Raw genomic sequence first — 19,839 nt, 5'->3', positions numbered from 1 at the left:
AGTAGGGAGCTCGACATGTTCCGTCCCAAGTTGCTATTCACCAGCCTTGCCGCCCTCGCCCTCGGCGCCTGCTCGCCCCAGGACCCGCAGGCGGTGACCTCGGCGGCCATCGCCAAGCAAGTGATCCTGCCCACCTACAGCCGCTGGGTTGAAGCCGACCGCCAACTGGCCGTCAGCGCCCTCGCCTACTGCCAGGGCAAGGAAAGCCTGGAGACCGCCCGCGCCGACTTCCTGCATGCGCAAAAAGCCTGGGCTGAGCTGCAGCCGCTGCTGATCGGCCCGCTGGCCGAGGGCAACCGTTCGTGGCAAGTGCAGTTCTGGCCGGACAAGAAAAACCTTGTGGGCCGACAAGTCGAACAACTGGTCAGCGCCCAGCCGCAGATCGACGGCGCCGCCCTGGCCAAGTCCAGCGTGGTGGTGCAAGGCCTGTCGGCCTACGAATACATCCTCTACGACGCCAAGACCGACGTCGCCGACGAAGCCCAGAAAGCCCGTTACTGCCCACTGCTGGTGGCCATTGGTGAGCGTCAGAAAACCCTGGCCGAAGAGATCCTGGCAAGCTGGAACAGCACCGATGGCATGCTCGCGCAGATGACCAAGTTCCCGAACCAGCGCTACGCCGATTCCCACGAAGCCATCGCAGACCTGCTGCGCGTGCAAGTCACCGCACTGGATACCTTGAAGAAAAAACTCGGCACGCCGATGGGCCGCCAGACCAAGGGCATCCCGCAACCCTTCCAGGCCGATGCCTGGCGCAGCCAGTCGTCCCTGCAAAGCCTGCAAGCCAGCCTGGCGGCGGCGCAGACCGTGTGGGTCGGCGTCGACAACAAGGGCCTGCGCGGCCTGTTGCCGTCCGAGCAGAAGCCATTGGCCGACAAGATCGACGCCGCTTACGCCGCCTCGCTCAAGCTGTTCGCCAGCAACCAGCGTACGCTCAACGAATTGCTGGCCGACGATGCCGGGCGCCAACAGCTCAATGACATCTATGACAGCCTCAACGTGGTCCACCGCCTGCACGAAGGTGATTTGGCCAAGGCGCTGGGCATTCAACTGGGCTTTAACGCCAACGACGGTGACTGATGATGCTCAGGCGACAGGCTTTGGCGGTTGGCAGTGTGCTGCTCAGTGCACTCACTTTGGGTGGCTGGACGCTGTTCAAACAAAAGAAGCAGGCACCGCTGCTGCTATCGGCCCGCGATGATGCGGACGGCAAGCACTATGCCGTGGGTTTTCGCCTGGACGGCACGCAAGTGTTTGCCACCCAGGTCGGCCAGCGCTGCCATGACATCATCAACCACCCGACACTGCCGATTGCGCTGTTCGTCGCCCGTCGCCCGGGCACCGAGAGTTACCTGATCGACCTGCGTACTGGCACGCTGCTGCAAACCATCACGTCCAACGCCAATCGCCATTTCTATGGCCACGCGGTGATCCACAACAGCGGCGACTGGCTGTACGCCACCGAGAACGACACCTCCGACCCCGGCCGTGGCCTGCTCGGTGTGTACAGGTTCGAGGGCGAGCGGCTGGTGCACAGTGGCGAAATCTCCACCCATGGCATCGGCCCGCATCAAGTGTCATGGATGCCCGACGGCGAAACCCTGGTGGTGGCCAACGGCGGCATTCGCACCGAAGCCGAAAGTCGTGTGGAGATGAACCTCAACGCCATGGAACCGAGCCTGGTGCTGATGCACCGCGACGGCAGCCTGATCAGCAAGGAAACCCTGGACCAACAGATGAACAGCGTGCGGCATATGGGGATTGCCAGCGATGGCACAATCCTCACCGGGCAGCAGTTCATGGGGCCGTCCCAGGAACGCTCCGAGTTGCTCGCGATCAAGCGCCCAGGGCAGCCGTTCGTGGCTTTCCCGGTGGCCGATGAGCAACTGCAAGCCATGGGGCATTACACCGCCAGCGTCGCCGTGCACAGCGAACTGCGTCTGGTCGCACTGACAGCGCCGCGGGGTAACAGGTTTTTTATCTGGGACATGGACAGCGGTGCGCTGCGCCTGGACGGGCCGTTGCCCGACTGCGCCGGTGTAGGCGCTGTGGCGGATGGCTTTGTCGTCACCTCAGGCCAGGGCCGTTGTCGCTTCTACGATTGCCGCCAGCCGCAGTTGGTGGCCAAGCCGCTGGAGCTGCCCTCGGGGCTTTGGGACAACCACTTGCACCTGATAATTTGAGACAAAAAAAGGGCCTCGCATCGCAAGGCCCTTTTGTCGGGGGTGTGGAATCTTTCAACTCTGCGGCCTCATCCCTTGGGACATCCCGAACATGAACAACAGCAAGTCATGATCCGGCTTGGCCGCCACACTCGTCTTGGCAACACGTGGCAGCAGGCATTGCCCACTACCCTGCGCCGCACTGAGCACCTGTGTGCGAGGTTGTTCCCACACAGCCAGCGCCAGGGCTGCAATGCCCAACGCGCCGACCAGGAACACACCTCGTGCTATTTCTAGCTTCATCTAGTTAAGCCCTTGATAGCGCTGCCAAACGCCGTCTCGTAAAAGTAGCTGAGTTTTTCCCAGTCGGTACTGTTCCACGACGAATGGCGACGCAGTTGCAGCATGTCATGGGAAGCGGCCCGATAAGCGGTCAAACGCTGGCGGCACTTTTCAAAATCCAGCAGCGCCACTTCCACGTTGGCCGAGTCGCCTTCGCCGGTCACTCGTACAAAAATGTGCTTGATGTACAGGCAACCATGTTGCCAGCGGCCCTTGTGCATGCGCGCCAGGGTGCCCGCCAATTCCTTGAGCATGCGCTCATGGAGCAACTCGCCGTACTGCTCACGGCCGCCGGCGGCGTACCAGTTTTCGATCTCGTCGAAACCGTCCAAGGACGCCGTGACCAACAAGGCTTTCCATTGGTGCTCGGGGTCACGGCGTGCGCCGCAGAACACCAGTTCCGGTACGCGTACATCCAGCGAACGCAGGCCTTTGAGGGCGTCACGTTCGCGCAACACGGTCGGTCGTCCGAACGGGTGAAGCCAACTGCGGTAGATATGACCGGTCTGACGCTTGCTGTAGAGCAAGCGGCCATTTGGGCTGACCACCCGCTGCACACCGCTTTCACCACCGCGTCGGCGGTTGGGTTCCTCGACCCACTCGCCCTGCTGACGCCAGAAAAAATCAAATCGTTCTTCGGGAGCTACGTGACTGCCTGATACGCACTCAACTGCCATCCTGTTACCTCTTACGCAATACATAGACTCGCCACATGGCGTAGAGCGGCATGAAGTCCAGGGATTCCTGGACCCGGAAACCGGCCTGCTCAAATTCTGCCTCGACAGTAGCAGCCGGTAACACAAACCGGTTTTGGTAACCTTCCTGCTCACCTTTCTTGCGACGCTTGGCTTCGGCGCGCTTGCGTTTCCACGCCTTGAAATTGCCATCCACCCACAACGAAATAATCACGCTGTCGCGGGTAACCCGCTGAAATTCTTTCAGTATTGCCAGCCTGTGCGCCGGATCACCAATGTGGTGCATCAAGCGCATGCAAAAAATACTGTCGACCGAGTTATCGGGCAAATCGATATCAAAGGCAGACGTTTGCAAAGGCCGTACCCGCTTCACCACCTCCGCCGGCTGGGCGACGGTGGCAACTTTCAACATCGACTCCGAATTGTCAGCGCCGATAATCACACGGTTGGGCTTCTCCGCCAACAATGGCCAGAACCGCCCGGCACCGCAAGGCAGGTCCAGCACCAGGCCCGGCTCACCCGCCAGGGCCAACGCACCGCGCGCCAATTGCTCGTCGCGTTTGTGGGACAGCCGGCGAGCCAGATTGTCCTGATGCTTGAGCAAATAATTCTGCGCGTGCTGATCGTCGTACTTTTCGGAAAAATCGAGCTTGATTGGGGTAGACATCAACGGATCTCCAGTAGCTGATGCTTACAACCTTAAGCAGCAAACTGTGATCAACAGGTCAACCCGTTGTGAAAAACTTGTCCTGTCCAACCCCATACATTTCAAGACTTTACAGATACAAGCAGTGGCATGGGGCCATCTTCGCCGAAAAGCGTGGTATCTGCCGCAGGATAGCGGCAGGGAAAGTACTCAGGGTTTGACCTGGCTCAACTCGACATGGAAACGGCAGCCATTGGGCTCCATAGTACTCAGGCTGACGCTCCAGCCCTGGCTCTCGCAGATGCGTTGCACCAGCGACAAGCCCAGGCCGAGGCCTTCTCCGCGCTTCTCGCTGCCGCGCACAAAGGGCTCGAACATCGCTTCACGCTTGTCCTCGGGAATGCCCACCCCAGAGTCTTCGACGATAAAGCCACTCGGTTCCAGCGTGAGGCGGATAAAGCCCTGCTCGGTGTAGTGCAACGCGTTGCGCAGCAAGTTGCCCATCACCGCGTGCAAGAAGGTGGTGTTGTAGCGGGTATCCAGGGGATTGCCCGGGTTATAGATCAACTCAAGGCCCTTTTGCTCGATAGGCCCTCGCCAGATGCCGAGTAAGTCCTCCGCCACCTGCGTGACGTTGACCTGCGGCGACATGGCGGCATCATCGTGTTTGGCACGCGCCAGCATGAGGAAGGTTTGCACCAGCTCGCGCATTTCTTCGCACGCACGGGCGATTCGCAGCACTTGGTTGCGGCCACGCGGGTCAATAGCCGGGTTTTCCAACAGCAACTCGCAGGAACTGGCCAGTACCATCAACGGCGTGCGCAGTTCGTGGCTGACATCGCTGGTGAACAGCTGCTCACGGGACAAGGCCGCGCGCAGGCGGCCCAGGGTGGCGTCGAAAGCCACGGCCAACTCGCCGACTTCATCGGCGGCGTAGTCCGGAGCCAGCGGCGGCGCCAAGCCAAGCAATTGGTCACGATGGCGCACCTGGCGGGCCAGACGCACCACCGGCGCCATCACCTTGCGGGCCAGCACCCAACCAAGGAAAACCGCCAGTGCGAGGCTGAGCACAAAGCCCACCAGCACCACGGCAAACAGCACGCGCTCGCGCTCTTCGAAATCGCTTTGGTCTTGCAGCAACACATACCGTCGGCCATCCACCACTTCAACCATGGCGTGGTACGACAGCGATTCGCGGAATACTTCGTGAAAGCCCGGCTCCAGGTGCCGAAGGTCTTTGGGCAGCTCGAAATCCCCAGGGCCGCCGCTGAAGTAAAACAGCTGGTCGGGCTCGGGCCGGTGGCTCCAGTCCTCGACACTGTCCATCAGCAACAGGCGCTGCAGGTCGCCGCCCAGGCCGGCCGAAATCAGTTTTTCTTCCACCAGGTGCACGGTCGCAATGATGCCCATGGCGAAGGCCCCCGCCACCAACGCACTCATCAAGGCAAAGGCGATGATGATCCGCTGGGCAAGGCTTTGCTTAAACTCCATCACGGCCCTCGGCCAGGCGATAACCCACACCGTGTACCGTTTGCAGCAACGGCTTGGCGAACGGCTTATCGATCACCTGACGCAATTGGTGAACGTGGCTGCGCAGACTGTCACTGTCCGGGCAATCATCGCCCCACAGGGCTTCTTCGAGGATTTCGCGGCGCAGTACGTGCGGGCTTTTTTGCATCAACACGGCGAGCAGTTTCAGGCCCACCGGGTTGAGCTTGAGCAGGCGCCCTTCGCGGGTGACTTCCAGGGTATCAAGGTCGTAGCTCAAGTCACCGACTTGCAGGGCACGGCGCCCGCCGCCCTGGGCACGGCGCAATACGGCTTCGATGCGCGCGGCCAGCTCGGACAAGGCAAAGGGTTTGAGCAGGTAGTCATCGGCGCCGGACTTGAAGCCCTGCAGCCGGTCATCCAATTGGTCGCGGGCGGTGAGCATTATCACCGGCGTATCGCGGCGGGCGTCTTCACGCAGACGTTTGCACAGCGTGTAGCCATCGATACCGGGCAGCATGATGTCGAGCACGATCAGGTCGTAATGCTCGGTGGCGGCCAGGTGCAGGCCCGACAAACCGTCCTGCGCGCAGTCCACGGTGTAGCCTTTTAGCCCCAGGTAATCGGCCAGGTTGGCCAGAATATCGCGGTTGTCTTCAACCAATAGAATTCGCATGGGCAGTGTCTCCGTACGCGGTAACGGCCTTGTTGGCTCGCGCAGCTTAAGGCCAAGTGTGGCTCAGGGATAGACCTTGAGGTCACGTCGATAAAGGTTTTCAACCAATTACATATTCCAACAAGTTTTTCACTATAGCTTCACAAACTGATTACAGTGTCAGGTCGAACATCGCGCCCATCGATATAAGGAATATGGACATGGGGTTTTTCAAAACAGCGCCTATGCGCTTTCTGCTGCTCGTCACCGCCACCTGGCTGGTGATTTTCCTGCTGACCCGCAGCGTGCTGCTGATCACCCATCTGGATGAAGTCGGTGGCAATTTGCTGCCGGTGTTTGGCGTGGGTTTGCTCTATGACCTGAGCTTCCTGGTGTATGCCGCCTTGCCGCTGGGCCTTTACCTGCTGCTGTGCCCGCCCGCGTTGTGGCGCCGCCGCGGCCATCGCTGGTTCCTGCAAGCGGTGCTCACCGCAAGCGTGTTCGCCATGCTGTTCACTGCGGTCGCTGAATGGTTGTTCTGGGATGAATTCGGTGTGCGCTTCAATTTTATTGCCGTCGACTACTTGGTGTATTCCAAGGAGGTATTGAACAACCTGCTGGAGTCCTACCCGATCGGCAAGCTGCTCAGTTTGTTGGCGATGCTGGCGATAGTCGTGAGCCTTGCCCTGCGCAAGCCGTTCAATGCGGCGATGAACGCCCCGCTCCCAGCCATGCGCGGCCGCTTGCTGAATGCCCTGTGCCTGTTGGTAGCTGCCGGTCTGAGTGTGCAATTGATCAGCCAGAACAGCCCGCGTGCCCAAGGCGGCAATGCCTACATGAACGAATTGGCGAGCAACGGCCCGTACCAATTTTTTGCCGCCTTTCGCAATAACGAACTCGATTACACGCAGTTCTACAAAAGCCTGCCAACCGATGTTGTCGCCAAACAGTTGCGCGCAGAACTCAGTGAACCCAATGCGCACTTTATCGGCACAGACCCGCTGGATATCCGCCGCACTATCGACAACCCAGGCACATTGCGTAAACCCAACATCGTGCTGGTGACCATCGAAAGCTTCAGCGCCAAATACATGGGCAGCAATGGCGATGAGAACAACCTGACGCCCAACCTCGATGCGCTGCGTAAACAAAGCCTGTACTTCAATAACTTCTATGCCACCGGCACCCGCACTGACCGTGGGCTGGAAGCGATCACCTTGGCGATTCCACCCACGCCCGGCCGCTCGATCGTCAAGCGCATTGGCCGTGAAAGCGGTTTCGCAAGCCTTGGCCAACAACTCGGTGCCGTCGGTTACGACAGCGTGTTCGTCTACGGCGGGCGCGGTTACTTCGACAATATGAACGCGTTTTTCAGCGGCAACGGTTATCGGGTCGTCGACCAGAGCAGTGTGCCTGAAGCGGAAATTTCGTTTAAGAACGCGTGGGGCATGGCTGATGAAGATCTCTACCGGCAAACCCTGAAACTCGCGGATGCCGACTACGCCAAGCAGCAGCCCTTCCTGCTGCAACTGATGACCACGTCCAACCACCGTCCCTACACCTACCCGGACGGGCGCATTGATATCAAGTCCGGTAAAGGCCGTGACGGCGCCGTCAAATACACCGACCACGCTATTGGCGAGTTCCTCGACGCGGCACGCCAGAAACCCTGGTTCGATAACACGATTTTCGTGTTCGTCGCCGACCACACCGCCGGCAGCGCAGGCAAGGAAGACTTGCCGATCACCAACTACCAGATCCCGCTGTTCATCTATGCCCCCAAACTGATCGAAGCCCGGGAAAGCGCACAACTGGCCAGCCAGATCGACCTTGCGCCGACCTTGCTGGGCCTGATCAACCTGAGCTACGAGTCGACCTTCTTCGGCCGCAACCTGTTGCAGGACAACCCGTTGCCACCGCGCGTGGTGGTCGGCAACTATCAGTATCTGGGGCTGTTTGACGGCAAGGACCTGGCCATTCTAAGCCCACGCCAAGGCCTGCGTCGCCACGATCAAGCCCTGGGTGAAAGCCAGGAGCTGCGTGTAGGCAGTGATGATCCGTTGATCCAACGCGCAATCACCTACTACCAAGCGGCCAGCTATGGCTACACCCAACAATTGCTGAGCTGGAAGGGGCCGAAGGAAGTGCCCCCCACAATCAGCGTACGCTGACAGCTGCGCTCTGGCCCTTGCCTACCACAGGGCAAGGGCGTGACACTTGCGCCATCCTCCGGCGATGGCGCCTTTGCATGTCCGACTCCCTGTTGCTGATTGAAGATGACCGCCCATTGGCCGCGCTGACGGCCGAGTTCCTGCGCGCGGAGGGTTTTACCGTCGCCGTGGAGCACCGTGGTGATCGCGCCGCACAGCGCATTCTTGATGAAAAACCGGCACTGTTGATCCTCGATGTCATGTTGCCGGGCATCGACGGTTTTACCCTGTGCCGCCAGATTCGCGACAGCTACCCCGGGCTGATCCTGATGATGACCGCGCTGGATGAAAACGCCGAGCAATTAACCGGATTCGACGTGGGCGCCGACGACTACGTGGTCAAACCCGTCGACCCGCTGCTGTTGCTGGCCAGGGTGCGCTCGTTGCTGCGTCGTCACCGCCAGGCGCCCAATGCGTCTTATCAGTGGGGTGCGTTTCGGTTGGACCTTAATAGCCATTTCGCCTGGCTCGACGGTACGCCATTGCAATTCTCGGTGGCCGAGTTCGAACTGCTGGCGATTTTCGCCCGCCATAGCGGCGTGTTACTGACCCGCGAGAAACTCCTGCAAAGCTTACGCGGCCTGGAATACGACGGGCTTAACCGCTCCATTGATATGCGTGTGTCGCGCCTGCGCAAAAAGCTGATGACCCTGGCCTGCCCGGTGACCATCCAGACCATCACGGCCCAAGGCTACCTGTTTGTCGAAATCCCCCAGGCGGCCCAGCATGTTTAAACTGCGCCCCTGGATGGTGGCCGTGGCGGGCGCGGGTTGGACGAGCTTGACCCTTTATCTGTTGTGGCTGTGCACCAACGCCTCGGTGTTTGTCGGCGAGGACAGTTTTTTGCGTTTGATGGCCGGCCCAGGCTATTTGGTGGCCGAGCAGCTCAAAGGCTTGCCTGCCGAGAAACGTGAAGCGCGCATGGACATCCTGCGCGCGCACTTCCAGTACCCGGTAGAGCTGATCCCCTATGACGACGTCGAACTGCCGCCCGAAGCCATGGTCATGCTCGAACACCAGCAGCCAGCACTGAACAGCGACGAAGACATCAGCTACTTCCCGCTGGACGACGAAACCGTGATCCGATTCGGCCCTATGTGGGGCAGTGCCGAGGTCAAGGACCTGCTGAAATTTCCGATTTTCTGGATGACCGCCTGTGTCGCCGGCTTGCCGGTTTTGCTGTTGCTCGGCCTCGGTTTGCGTGCGTACCGACGGCATAACAAAGACCTGGCCACACTCAACACGTGCCTGGGCACGCTGGCACGCACGCCAAACGTGATGCTGCCCGCCCTGGGCAAGGAATGGACGCCGTTACTGCTGACCTTGCAACAGCATGCGCGGGACATCAGCGCCATGAGCGAACGCCATCGCGAAGTCTCTCAAGCCGTCTCCCACGAACTGCGCACACCGCTGGCGCGCATGCGTTTCGCCCTTACGTTGCTGAGCAAGAGCGAAGACCCGCCGACCCGCGCACGCCTTCAGGAGCGCTTGCAAACCGATGTCGAAGAACTCGAAGCTCTGGTTCGCGCCAGCTTGGCCTTTGCGCGAATGGCCGGCGCGCCGACCGATTTGCAGCACGAACCCATCAACCTGCGTGATTGGCTGCACCAGGAGTTCGCCTTACTGGATGGGCACCACCGTCAATTAAGCCTGGAAACCGAGCCTGCACAGCTTGAACTGATCGGCGACCGTGCCCTGCTGCACTTGATCGTGCGCAACCTCTTGAGCAACGCCATCACCTATGCGCGTGATCGAGTGTGCGTGAGCGCCACCTACCAGGGTGAGCAGCACTTGGTGCTGCATGTCGACGATGATGGCCCCGGTATATTGGCGGAGAACCGTGAAAAGATTTTCGAGCCTTTTGTGCGGCTTGCCATGGGCGGCGACGAACCCAGTGGCTTCGGCCTCGGCCTGGCGCTGGCCAAGCGCGCGACCCAGTGGCACCACGGTGAGTTGTCGGTAACCCGCAGCCCGCTGGGCGGCGCACGCATGAGCCTGATACTGCCGTTGCGCCCTCTTTAGAGCCATGCCTTTCAAGGTCTTTGGGCTGATGCGTTCAAGTAAGTCGAGTCAGAAATAGAACTGGAGAAAAGTAATCCGTGGCGAGCAGGCTTGCCCTGCGTTGGGCTGCGCAGCAGCCCCAGTCCGTTATAACTGGCTCACCGAGTCGCCTGATTTGGGGCGGCTTCGCCACCCAACGCAGGGCAAGCCTGCTCGCCACAGTGACAGTGTTCGTCCTTATTGAAGGGTATCGCCGGTTGTAGCGCTGTTACAGCCTGTGACAGCGCAGCCTGCGCATCGCCCGTAACCTCGCCAACTGAATCCCGGTTGGAGAGCCCTGTCATGCATCCCCGTAAGAAGCATTTGCCCACCTTGATGCTGTCGCTGTGCATCGTTGCCGGCGTGTTCGTGCCCGGTAATGCCTCGGCCTCGCGCCTGGCGGTTACGGACAAGCCATCACCACGGATGGAAGACAAACACGCTGGCGATCACACCGCCAATACGGCACGTCGGCCAACGGCGCAGGATGCGCTCCTCACCCCGCCACCTCGGAGGTGGCCCCGAGCCGCCAGCGTTGAGAAACTCACGCACCTGCCTGTCCCTGGCCCACTCAACCAAACTGCTGCACCGCAACCCGTGGCACTTATGCCGGCTGCCCAAGTAACCCTGGCAAGGGGCATGACCTTCAGGAAGCTGTTGCGACGTCGTACATTGGGTTGAGATCAACACAGGCAGCCATGTGGGAGCCGGGCTTGCCCGCGATGCAGGCGACTCGGTATGTCTGGTGCACCGAGGTGATGCCATCGCAGGCAAGCCAGCTCCCACATGGGTTCTCCTGCATTTTGAATACTGCACAAAAAAGCCCCGCCTGCATCACTGCAGGCGGGGCTTTTTAATAGCTGGGTAAGGCTGGCTTACATCATGCCGCCCATGCCACCCATGCCGCCCATGTCTGGCATACCGCCGCCAGCTGCGCCTTCAGCCTTTGGCTTGTCAGCGATTGCAGCTTCGGTAGTCAGGATCAGGCTACCGATCGAGGCTGCTGCTTGCAGCGCGGAACGAGTCACCTTGGTAGGGTCCAGGATGCCCATTTCGATCATGTCGCCGTATTCGCCAGTCGCAGCGTTGTAACCGTAGTTACCTTTGCCGTTCTTGACTTCGTTGACCACAACGCTTGGCTCGTCGCCGGAGTTGGCAGCGATCTGACGCAGCGGCGCTTCAACGGCGCGACGCAGAACAGCGATACCGACGTTCTGGTCAGCGTTGTCGCCGGTCAGATCAGCCAGTGCTTCCAGAGCGCGGATCAGCGCAACGCCACCGCCAGGTACCACGCCTTCTTCAACGGCTGCACGGGTTGCGTGCAGGGCGTCTTCAACGCGGGCTTTCTTCTCTTTCATTTCAACTTCGGAACCGGCGCCAACCTTGATCACTGCAACGCCGCCGGACAGCTTGGCCAGACGCTCTTGCAGTTTTTCACGGTCGTAGTCGGACGAAGTCTCGGCAACCTGGGCACGGATCTGAGTGATGCGAGCCTGGATGTCCTGCTCAACGCCAGCACCGTCAACGATGATGGTGTTTTCTTTGGAGATGGTCACGCGCTTGGCGCTACCCAGGTTTTCCAGGGTGGCGCTTTCCAGGCTCAGGCCGATCTCTTCGGAGATAACGGTACCGCCGGTCAGAACGGCGATGTCCTGCAGCATGGCCTTGCGACGGTCGCCGAAGCCTGGCGCCTTGACGGCGGCGACTTTAACGATGCCACGCATGTTGTTCACAACCAGAGTCGCCAGGGCTTCGCCTTCAACGTCTTCGGAAACGATCAGCAGTGGGCGGCCGGCTTTGGCAACGGCTTCCAGCACTGGCAGCATTTCGCGGATGTTCGAGATCTTTTTGTCGACCAGCAGGATCAGCGGGCTGTCCAGCTCGGCAACCATGGTCTCAGGCTTGTTGACGAAGTACGGGGACAGGTAGCCACGGTCGAACTGCATGCCTTCTACAACCGACAGTTCGTTTTCCAGGCCAGTGCCTTCTTCAACGGTGATCACGCCTTCTTTACCGACTTTTTCCATGGCTTCGGCAATGATGTCGCCGATGGAGTTGTCGGAGTTGGCGGAGATGGTGCCTACCTGAGCGATAGCCTTGGTGTCGGCGCATGGCTTGGACAGCTTTTTCAGCTCAGCAACGATGGCGATGGTCGCCTTGTCGATGCCGCGCTTGAGGTCCATCGGGTTCATGCCGGCAGCGACGGCCTTGTAGCCTTCGTTGACGATGGCCTGAGCCAGTACGGTAGCGGTGGTGGTGCCGTCGCCTGCGTCATCGTTGGCACGGGAGGCAACGTCTTTGACCAGCTGCGCGCCCATGTTTTCGAAACGGTCTTCCAGTTCGATTTCTTTGGCTACCGAAACGCCGTCCTTGGTGATGGTCGGAGCGCCGAAGCTCTTCTCGATAACCACGTTACGGCCTTTAGGACCCAGGGTCGCTTTTACCGCGTCAGCCAGGATGTTGATACCGGTGAGCATTTTCTTGCGGGCGGAATCGCCGAATTTAACTTCTTTAGCAGCCATGATCGATATTCCTTAAATACTTTGTAGTAACGGGAAAATGAGCGGGGAATCAGTCTTCCAGAACGGCGAGAATCTCGTTCTCAGCCATGACCAGCAGGTCTTCGCCGTCGACTTTCACAGTGTTGCTGCCGGAGTAAGGGCCGAAAACAACCTTGTCACCCACTTTTACGGCCAGCTCACGTACTTGACCGTTTTCCAGCGTCTTGCCCGGGCCTGCAGCGAGAATCACACCGTGGTTGGCTTTTTCAGCAGCCGAACCTGGCAGAACGATACCGCCAGCGGTTTTCTTTTCTTCTTCGCTGCGACGGATTACGACGCGGTCGTGCAGAGGACGAAGCTTGCTCATTGTCGATCTCTCCTAATTGTGTTTTTCATCGGCCGGTATCGATACCGGCAAGTTGTATTCCGGCGGTGCCGGTCGCGCCTCGCCAAGCAAGACGCGGAAGTCTGTCTGGTGTCGCCACCAGAAACCTTGCGGTGACCGTTACATAAGGGCGCATAAGCTTATTACAAGAGGCCGCGACGGAAATTTTTTACGAATGCCGGGCGGCAAAAGCAGCACGGCCCCAAAGGCGCCGTGCAGGTCATGCGGTTATTTGCTGTCGCGGTGTTCGAACTCGCCTTCGATCACATCCCCTTCACGCCCCAACGGCTGGCGTGGCGCCGGGCCGCCACGGGGTTGCAGGTCATCGGCGAAGGCGCGCTGGCGGATCGCCGCTTCTTCAGCTCGCTGGCGCATCTTGCCGGCCAGCAGCTTGCGGGTGAACGGCAGCAGCATGACCAGGCCGACCACGTCGCTGATAAAGCCTGGCAGGATCAACAGGCCACCGGCCAAGGCCATCATCAGGCCTTCAAGCATGGTCTGAGCAGGCAGTTCGCCGCGGTTCAGGCTTTCACGCGCACGCAGCGCCGTGGCCAGGCCGGCGACGCGCAGCACCAGGACGCCGAGCATCGAGCCGAGAATAATCAGCAACAGTGCCGGGAAAAACCCGATGGCACTGCTGACTTGAACAAATACGAACAGCTCCAACACCGGGAACAGCAGAAAGAGCAATAAAAAAGGGCGCATCAAATGGTTCCTCAACGCAAGAATGCCTTGCCAGTCCACCTTAAATGACGTCGCCGTTTCGTGAATTCAAGCGCTGACGGCTTCTTTTTTCGGCCAGACCTCAGCGTGAGCCAATGAAACCAGGGCTTCGCGCACTTGTGTCGGCGTGTTGCAAGGCTCGGCAAACGGCAGCCAATACAAGGACTGGCCGATGCGCAGGTGCATGCCCTCGCCGTCGATACCGGCCAATTGCGCAGGTTCGGTGGTCGGCAGGCCGGTCAGCTCCACATAGTGGGCGATGGCCTTGGTGTGATCGCTGTTCATGTGCTCGATCATGCTGCGCTCGGCTTTGCCCGCAAACGGGTTGGCCAGGGTGAGCTGGTCGACCCAGTGAATCGCGCCAAAGCCGCCGATGTAACGGTGACGCACCGGCTTGAGCACCCAGAAGTCAAAATCGTGGGCCTTGTGGTAGTTGGCCGAATCCGGGAAGTAGCGGTAATAGCGCTCGGCGGCGGCTTCAATCGCAGCCTCATCCTCAAGCTTTTCGGCTTCGGCCAGGTAGGTCAGGCGCCCTACCGCTTGCACGTCATCGGCTTCGCGCTCACCCACCAGCAGCGAGCACTTGGGGTCTTTCTGCAGGTTGTGGGTGTGCTGGGCGATGCGGCTGATCAGGATGATCGGCTGGCCCTGCGCGTCGAGGCAGTACGGCACCACTGAGCCGAAGGGAAAACCCGGCATGGCTTTGGACAATGTGGAGAGCGCTCCACGGTATTCCTTGAGCAACAGCTCTCGGGCGTTCTTGGCAACCTGCGTGCTCACGGTATGACTCCTCGGGTGTTCAGCCGCCCACAGCCTATGGCGTCTATGGGAATGAATCTCAACACAAGGTAATCACTATCGGCGCGGGTTGCCAGAGTGTCCGTTGCTGGTTTTACCGGGTTGCTTTACCAGGCGACGCCGAAGCCTGCGGTGTAACGGGTCTTGTCCAAGCTGCTTTGCGATTCGCCATTAATGATGTCGCGCTCGGCCTTGAGGTTGAGCGACGCCCACTCGGTGACTTTGTAGCGCAGGCCCATTTCCGCATCCAGGGAGTAATCGGACGGCCCGGCCAGCGGCTTGCCCACTTCACCGTTAGTGAAGAATTCCACAGTCTTGCCCACCAGGTAGCGGTTGTAGCTCCACTTCATGGCCAGGGAATAGAAGTTGCTCTTGCGATCGTCCGAATACTGGTAATCGGTGCGGTTGACCAGCGAGCCGAGGGAGAACGCGCCCAGCTCATCGTCCCAGAACTGGTAGCCAGGGCCAGTACCGACGGTGCGCTGGCGGGACAGGTCTTCAACCTTGTCACGCTTGTAGGTCAGGCGGCCCTGCCAGTACCAATGCTCGGTGATGAAGCGGTCCAGGTCATATTCCAGCGACCAGTTATCAGTGGTGGTCACGTCATCCTGGAACTCGCGGTTGTATTCGCCCTGGGCGGTATGCCGCCACTGGCCGTGACGCGCGGTGGTCTTGAAGTCGATGTCGTAGTCGTTGGTGTCCTTGTCGGCGCGTTTGTAGTCCAGCGCCAGGTCGACATTGCCCTTCCACACCAGGTCTTCGATCACAGGCTTTGGCTTGATGATCTGCTGGATGCTGGCCAAGTCCACGGTTTTCGGCGCTTCGCCATTGGTCAGGGTGACCTTGCCATCCTCCGCCGCTTTCAGGGATTTGGCCTTTTCACCGGTGTAAGCGTCCTGCTTGACCAGCAGTTCCTGGTCGCTTTCCAGGGTCTTGACCTGTTTCCAATCCACCGGGATGGCTCCTGCGTAGTTGGTCTGAATCAGCAATTTGCCACCGTCGAAGACTTTGATCTTGCCGGTCAGGCGGTCACCGTTCTTCAACCAGATGGTGTCGGCGAGCAGGGGCGTGGAGGCGCTGAGAACAGCAAGGCAGAGCAGGGTTCTGGACAACATAAGCGAATTCGAGGCTCGAAAATGGCGAAAAAGGGGCGTTATCGTGTTAGATAGCTTGGACTGACTCAAGGATTTATATTGAGTTCAATTCTCAACGGCATGATTACAGACGTTTCTTACAAAAACACCTCTTTATAAAGACGCGGCGATGCCCACACCTCACTCACCCGAAGACGCCCCCCAAAGCCCCGCAGACATGCGCCGAACGGCCCTGTACCTGACCCTGGCGCAAGTGCCCGAAGGTTGCGTGGTGAGTTACGGCGAGTTGGCGTACCTGGCCGGCCTGGGCCGTGCTGCCCGCTGGGTCGGGCGCACGCTCAGCCAACTGCCGGAGGACACCCGTCTGCCCTGGCATCGGGTATTGGGTGCCGGTGGTCGGATAAGTCTGCCGGTGGGCAGCGCTTCAGGCGACGAACAACGTGCGCGTTTGCGCAGTGAAGGCGTCAGTATCCTGAACAATCGCGTTGATATTCAGCGTCATGGCTGGCGCCCGGTAGAGCACAGCGGTTAGAGTGCGCGCTTTGTTTCCGCAAATCTGAGGCAGACTCCAGCCCATGCCCCGTAAAACCTGGCGCGCCGCGCTCGCCGCCTATGCCAGCCCTTCGACGTTAGTCCTGTTGTTGCTCGGCTTCGCCGCCGGCTTGCCTTACATGTTGGTGTTTTCGACGCTATCTGTGTGGTTGCGCGAGGCCGGTGTGGCCCGCGAGACCATCGGCTATGCGAGCCTGATCGGCCTGGCCTATGCGTTTAAATGGGTCTGGTCGCCGCTGCTCGACCAATGGCGCCTGCCGCTGCTCGGCAAACTGGGACGACGTCGCTCCTGGCTGGTACTTGCCCAGACGCTGGTGATCCTCGGGTTGATCGGCATGGGTTTCTGCGACCCGCAAAAGCACTTGTCCTGGCTGATCGCCATTGCCGTTATCGTAGCCTTTGCCTCGGCCACCCAAGACATTGCGGTAGACGCCTATCGCCTGGAAATAGCCGACGACAGCCGCCAGGCCGCGCTGGCTGCCAGCTACATGTCCGGCTATCGCATCGCCGCACTGCTGGCCACCGCCGGCGCGCTGTTCTTTGCCGAAGGTTTCGGCTCCACCGGCTTCAACTATAAACACTCGGCCTGGACCGGTACTTACGTGCTGTTCGGCGTGCTGATGATCCCGGCACTGCTGACCACCTTCTTCATGCGTGAACCCGATGTGCCACTGCGCACCCAATTGCAGGCCGGGCGCTACAGCTTTGCGCATCAGCTTGTCTCGGTCTTTGTGCTGATCGTGCTGCTGGTGTCGGTCCCGGCGATGTTCACCCAGCTGTACAACACCGATTTCGCCAGCGTGCTGTTCCACGGCGTGAGCCTGTGGGAGCTGCTGATGGAAGATCGCGCGTTCCTGCGCGCCATCCTGTACATCATCCTCACTACCCTTTGCCTCTCGGCCATGGGTCGACGAGGCCTGGCACCCGTCCTCACGCCGGTCAACGACTTTATCCTGCGGTATCGCTGGCAGGCGCTGCTGCTGCTCGGGCTGATTGCGACCTATCGCATGTCCGACACGGTAATGGGCGTGATGGCCAACGTGTTCTACATCGACCAGGGCTTTACCAAGGACCAGATCGCCGGGGTCAGCAAGATCTTCGGCCTGATCATGACCCTGCTCGGCGCCGGTATGGGCGGCCTGTTGATTGTGCGCTTCGGCATCTTGCCGATCCTGTTTATCGGCGGCATTGCCTCGGCGGCCACCAACCTGCTGTTCGTGATGCTTGCCGACATGGGCCCGGACCTGCAGATGCTGATCTTCACCATCTCCCTGGATAACTTCAGTTCGGGCCTGGCCACTTCGGCGTTTGTCGCCTACCTGTCGAGCCTGACCAACCTCAAGTTCTCCGCCACCCAATACGCGCTGCTCAGCTCGATCATGCTGTTGCTGCCGCGCCTGATTGGTGGCTACTCGGGCGTGATGGTAGAGAAGTTCGGTTATCACAACTTCTTCATCATCACTTGCCTGCTGGGTGTGCCGACGCTGTTCCTGATTGCGCTGCACTGGTTTCAGGAAAGCCGACGGGCGCGGTTGAATCCTCCCGCAGAAGACTGACCCACCTCAGCCAATGTGGGAGCTGGCTTGTTGTGGCGAGCAAGCTTGCTTGCGCTGGGGTGCGAAGCGCCCCCAAAATGCCGGTGACTGCTGCGCAGTCAAACGGGAGCAAGCTCCCTCGCCACAGCAAGCGCCCTCTCCATAGCAAGCCAGCTCCCACACACGCTCTACTCCACCAGAAACACCGCCACGACCTCACGCCTGTACTCCAGCGACAACCGCCCGTACAATCCCAAGTCATTTCAAGTCCAAGCAACCGACAACGGCCTACCATGCGTACCAGTCAATATTTGCTCGCCACACAGAAAGAAACGCCTTCCGACGCGGTTGTGATCAGCCATCAGCTGATGCTGCGCGCCGGCATGATCCGCAAACTGGCCTCCGGCCTGTACACCTGGCTGCCCATGGGCTTGAAGGTGATGCGCAAGGTCGAAGCCATCGTTCGCGAAGAAATGAACGCCGCCGGCTCTCTGGAAGTGTTGATGCCGAGCACCCAACCGGCTGAGCTGTGGCAGGAATCCGGGCGCTGGGAAGAGTACGGCCCTGAGTTGCTGCGCTTCAAGGATCGTCATGGCCGCGATTTCTGCGCCGGCCCGACCCATGAAGAAGTGATCACTGACCTGATGCGCAACGAGTTGAGCAGCTACAAGCAGCTGCCGTTGAACCTGTATCAGATCCAGACCAAGTTCCGTGACGAAATTCGCCCACGCTTCGGTTTGATGCGCGGCCGCGAATTCATCATGAAGGATGCCTATTCGTTCCACGCCGACCAGGCGTCCCTGCAGGCCACCTACGACCGCATGCACACCGCCTACTGCAACGTGTTCACGCGCCTGGGCCTGAAGTTCCGTCCGGTTGAAGCGGACAACGGCTCCATCGGCGGCGCCGGCTCCCACGAGTTCCACGTGCTGGCCGAGTCCGGCGAAGACGATATCGTGTTCAGCAACGGTTCCGACTACGCGGCGAACATCGAGAAAGCCGAAGCCGTGCCACGGGAAACGTCCCGCGCCGCACCGGCTGAAGAACTGCGCCTGGTGGACACGCCAGAGACCAAGACCATCGCGGCCCTGGTGGAAAAATTCAATCTGCCGATTGAAAAGACCATCAAGACCCTGATCGTGCGCGCCGAAGAAGAAGGCAAGCTGATCGCCCTGGTGATCCGTGGCGACCACGAACTCAACGAAATCAAGGCTGCCCAGCAACCTGGCGTGGCCAGCCCGCTGGTCATGGCCACCGATGCCGAACTGCGCGACGCCATTGGCGCCGGTGCCGGTTCGCTGGGCCCGCTGAACCTGCCGTTGCCGATCATCATCGACCGTTCGGTCGAGCTGATGAGCGACTTCGGTATCGGCGCCAACATTGATGACAAGCACTACTTCGGCGTGAACTGGGAGCGTGACCTGCCGGTTCCGACCGTGGCCGACCTGCGTAACGTCGTGGCCGGTGACCCAAGCCCGGATGGCAAGGGCACCCTGGAAATCAAGCGCGGCATCGAAGTCGGGCACATCTTCCAGCTGGGCAACAAGTACAGCAAGGCGATGAAGTGCGAAGTGCTGGGCGAGAACGGCAAGCCGATCACCCTGGACATGGGCTGCTACGGCATTGGCGTATCGCGCGTGGTTGCCGCTGCCATCGAGCAGAACAACGACGAGAAAGGCATCATCTGGAGCGACGCCCTGGCACCGTTCCAGATCGCCCTGGTACCGCTGCGCTACGACAACGAGCAAGTACGCGAAGCCACCGACAAACTGTATGCCGAACTGACGGCTGCCGGTTTTGAAGTGCTGCTCGATGACCGGGACAAGAAAACCAGCCCGGGCATCAAGTTCGCCGACATGGAACTGATTGGCATCCCGCACCGTATCGTGGTCAGTGACCGCGGCCTGGCGGATGGCAATCTGGAATACAAGAGCCGGACCGAAGCCGAAGCCCAACCGTTGCCGGTGGCTGACGTGCTGTCTTTCCTTCAGGCGCGTATTCGTCGCTGAAAAC

General features: G+C 59.9%; 19 protein-coding genes. 9 read left to right on the top strand and 10 right to left on the bottom strand.

The window, feature by feature from the left end; all coding sequences use genetic code 11:
- Positions 1 to 15: 15 nt before the first annotated feature.
- Positions 16 to 1,080, top strand: a complete 1,065-nt coding sequence (locus tag ACQY47_RS20360) for an imelysin family protein (protein WP_017139758.1) — start codon at positions 16 to 18, stop codon at positions 1,078 to 1,080.
- A gap of 2 nt (positions 1,081 to 1,082) precedes the next feature.
- The gene (locus ACQY47_RS20355; protein ID WP_428557371.1) at positions 1,083 to 2,183 is read left to right on the top strand and encodes a DUF1513 domain-containing protein; all 1,101 of its coding nucleotides are present in this window, start codon (positions 1,083 to 1,085) and stop codon (positions 2,181 to 2,183) included.
- A gap of 54 nt (positions 2,184 to 2,237) precedes the next feature.
- Here ACQY47_RS20355 and ACQY47_RS20350 read toward each other — a convergent pair whose 3' ends face one another.
- The 5 genes from ACQY47_RS20350 to colR all read right to left on the bottom strand — a co-directional run bounded on the left by ACQY47_RS20350 (position 2,238) and on the right by colR (position 6,009).
- Entirely contained in the window at positions 2,238 to 2,465 is a 228-nt protein-coding gene (locus ACQY47_RS20350) for a hypothetical protein (protein WP_017139756.1), read from the bottom strand.
- A complete protein-coding gene (locus tag ACQY47_RS20345; RefSeq protein WP_017139755.1) occupies positions 2,462 to 3,181 on the bottom strand; it encodes a lipopolysaccharide kinase InaA family protein in 720 nt (239 codons plus the stop codon). The genes ACQY47_RS20350 and ACQY47_RS20345 overlap by 4 nt, the downstream gene beginning before the upstream one ends.
- Before the next feature lie 4 nt (positions 3,182 to 3,185).
- Positions 3,186 to 3,866 (bottom strand): class I SAM-dependent methyltransferase, encoded by a 681-nt coding sequence (locus ACQY47_RS20340; protein WP_017139754.1) that lies wholly within the window; start codon positions 3,864 to 3,866, stop codon positions 3,186 to 3,188.
- A gap of 189 nt (positions 3,867 to 4,055) precedes the next feature.
- Positions 4,056 to 5,336, bottom strand: a complete 1,281-nt coding sequence (locus tag ACQY47_RS20335) for a sensor histidine kinase (protein ID WP_017139753.1) — start codon at positions 5,334 to 5,336, stop codon at positions 4,056 to 4,058.
- Positions 5,326 to 6,009: a two-component system response regulator ColR gene (gene colR / locus ACQY47_RS20330; protein ID WP_003175870.1), complete on the bottom strand. Its 684-nt coding sequence runs from the start codon at positions 6,007 to 6,009 to the stop codon at positions 5,326 to 5,328. The genes ACQY47_RS20335 and colR overlap by 11 nt, the downstream gene beginning before the upstream one ends.
- Positions 6,010 to 6,209: 200 nt before the next feature.
- On the opposite strand from colR, the gene ACQY47_RS20325 reads away from it, so the two are divergent.
- From ACQY47_RS20325 to ACQY47_RS20310, 4 genes are all read left to right on the top strand, one after another.
- Complete coding sequence (locus tag ACQY47_RS20325) at positions 6,210 to 8,159, top strand: LTA synthase family protein (RefSeq protein ID WP_428551355.1); 1,950 nt, start codon at positions 6,210 to 6,212, stop codon at positions 8,157 to 8,159.
- Positions 8,160 to 8,236: 77 nt separating this feature from the next.
- Positions 8,237 to 8,932, top strand: a complete 696-nt coding sequence (locus ACQY47_RS20320) for a response regulator transcription factor (RefSeq protein WP_017139751.1) — start codon at positions 8,237 to 8,239, stop codon at positions 8,930 to 8,932.
- Complete coding sequence (locus tag ACQY47_RS20315) at positions 8,925 to 10,220, top strand: sensor histidine kinase (protein ID WP_017139750.1); 1,296 nt, start codon at positions 8,925 to 8,927, stop codon at positions 10,218 to 10,220. Before ACQY47_RS20320 ends, ACQY47_RS20315 begins: the two co-directional genes overlap by 8 nt.
- Before the next feature lie 321 nt (positions 10,221 to 10,541).
- Positions 10,542 to 10,919 (top strand): hypothetical protein, encoded by a 378-nt coding sequence (locus ACQY47_RS20310; protein WP_176992096.1) that lies wholly within the window; start codon positions 10,542 to 10,544, stop codon positions 10,917 to 10,919.
- Positions 10,920 to 11,113: 194 nt separating this feature from the next.
- Here the strand turns inward: ACQY47_RS20310 and groL are convergent, their stop codons facing one another.
- The 5 genes from groL to ACQY47_RS20285 all read right to left on the bottom strand — a co-directional run bounded on the left by groL (position 11,114) and on the right by ACQY47_RS20285 (position 15,760).
- Positions 11,114 to 12,760, bottom strand: a complete 1,647-nt coding sequence (groL, locus tag ACQY47_RS20305) for a chaperonin GroEL (protein WP_017139749.1) — start codon at positions 12,758 to 12,760, stop codon at positions 11,114 to 11,116.
- A 49-nt stretch (positions 12,761 to 12,809) separates the two neighbouring features.
- The gene (locus ACQY47_RS20300) at positions 12,810 to 13,106 is read right to left on the bottom strand and encodes a co-chaperone GroES (RefSeq protein ID WP_017139748.1); all 297 of its coding nucleotides are present in this window, start codon (positions 13,104 to 13,106) and stop codon (positions 12,810 to 12,812) included.
- Positions 13,107 to 13,352: 246 nt separating this feature from the next.
- The gene (locus ACQY47_RS20295; protein WP_016975517.1) at positions 13,353 to 13,829 is read right to left on the bottom strand and encodes an FxsA family protein; all 477 of its coding nucleotides are present in this window, start codon (positions 13,827 to 13,829) and stop codon (positions 13,353 to 13,355) included.
- A gap of 66 nt (positions 13,830 to 13,895) precedes the next feature.
- On the bottom strand, positions 13,896 to 14,627 hold the full coding sequence (locus ACQY47_RS20290) for a HugZ family protein (RefSeq protein WP_017139747.1): 732 nt from the start codon (positions 14,625 to 14,627) through the stop codon (positions 13,896 to 13,898).
- 125 nt (positions 14,628 to 14,752) lie between these two features.
- Complete coding sequence (locus ACQY47_RS20285) at positions 14,753 to 15,760, bottom strand: DUF481 domain-containing protein (protein WP_017139746.1); 1,008 nt, start codon at positions 15,758 to 15,760, stop codon at positions 14,753 to 14,755.
- Between the two features lie 148 nt (positions 15,761 to 15,908).
- Here ACQY47_RS20285 and ACQY47_RS20280 point away from each other — a divergent pair, with 148 nt between their 5' ends.
- The 3 genes from ACQY47_RS20280 to ACQY47_RS20270 all read left to right on the top strand — a co-directional run bounded on the left by ACQY47_RS20280 (position 15,909) and on the right by ACQY47_RS20270 (position 19,835).
- Positions 15,909 to 16,271, top strand: a complete 363-nt coding sequence (locus ACQY47_RS20280; protein ID WP_428551346.1) for an MGMT family protein — start codon at positions 15,909 to 15,911, stop codon at positions 16,269 to 16,271.
- Between the two features lie 43 nt (positions 16,272 to 16,314).
- On the top strand, positions 16,315 to 17,847 hold the full coding sequence (locus ACQY47_RS20275) for an AmpG family muropeptide MFS transporter (RefSeq protein WP_017139744.1): 1,533 nt from the start codon (positions 16,315 to 16,317) through the stop codon (positions 17,845 to 17,847).
- A 272-nt stretch (positions 17,848 to 18,119) separates the two neighbouring features.
- Entirely contained in the window at positions 18,120 to 19,835 is a 1,716-nt protein-coding gene (locus ACQY47_RS20270; RefSeq protein ID WP_017139743.1) for a proline--tRNA ligase, read from the top strand.
- The last annotated feature ends 4 nt before the right edge of the window (positions 19,836 to 19,839 follow it).

The organism is Pseudomonas edaphica, assembly GCF_965277385.1.
Taxonomy (GTDB): domain Bacteria; phylum Pseudomonadota; class Gammaproteobacteria; order Pseudomonadales; family Pseudomonadaceae; genus Aquipseudomonas; species Aquipseudomonas edaphica.
This window is presented reverse-complemented; position numbering and strand designations above follow the sequence as displayed.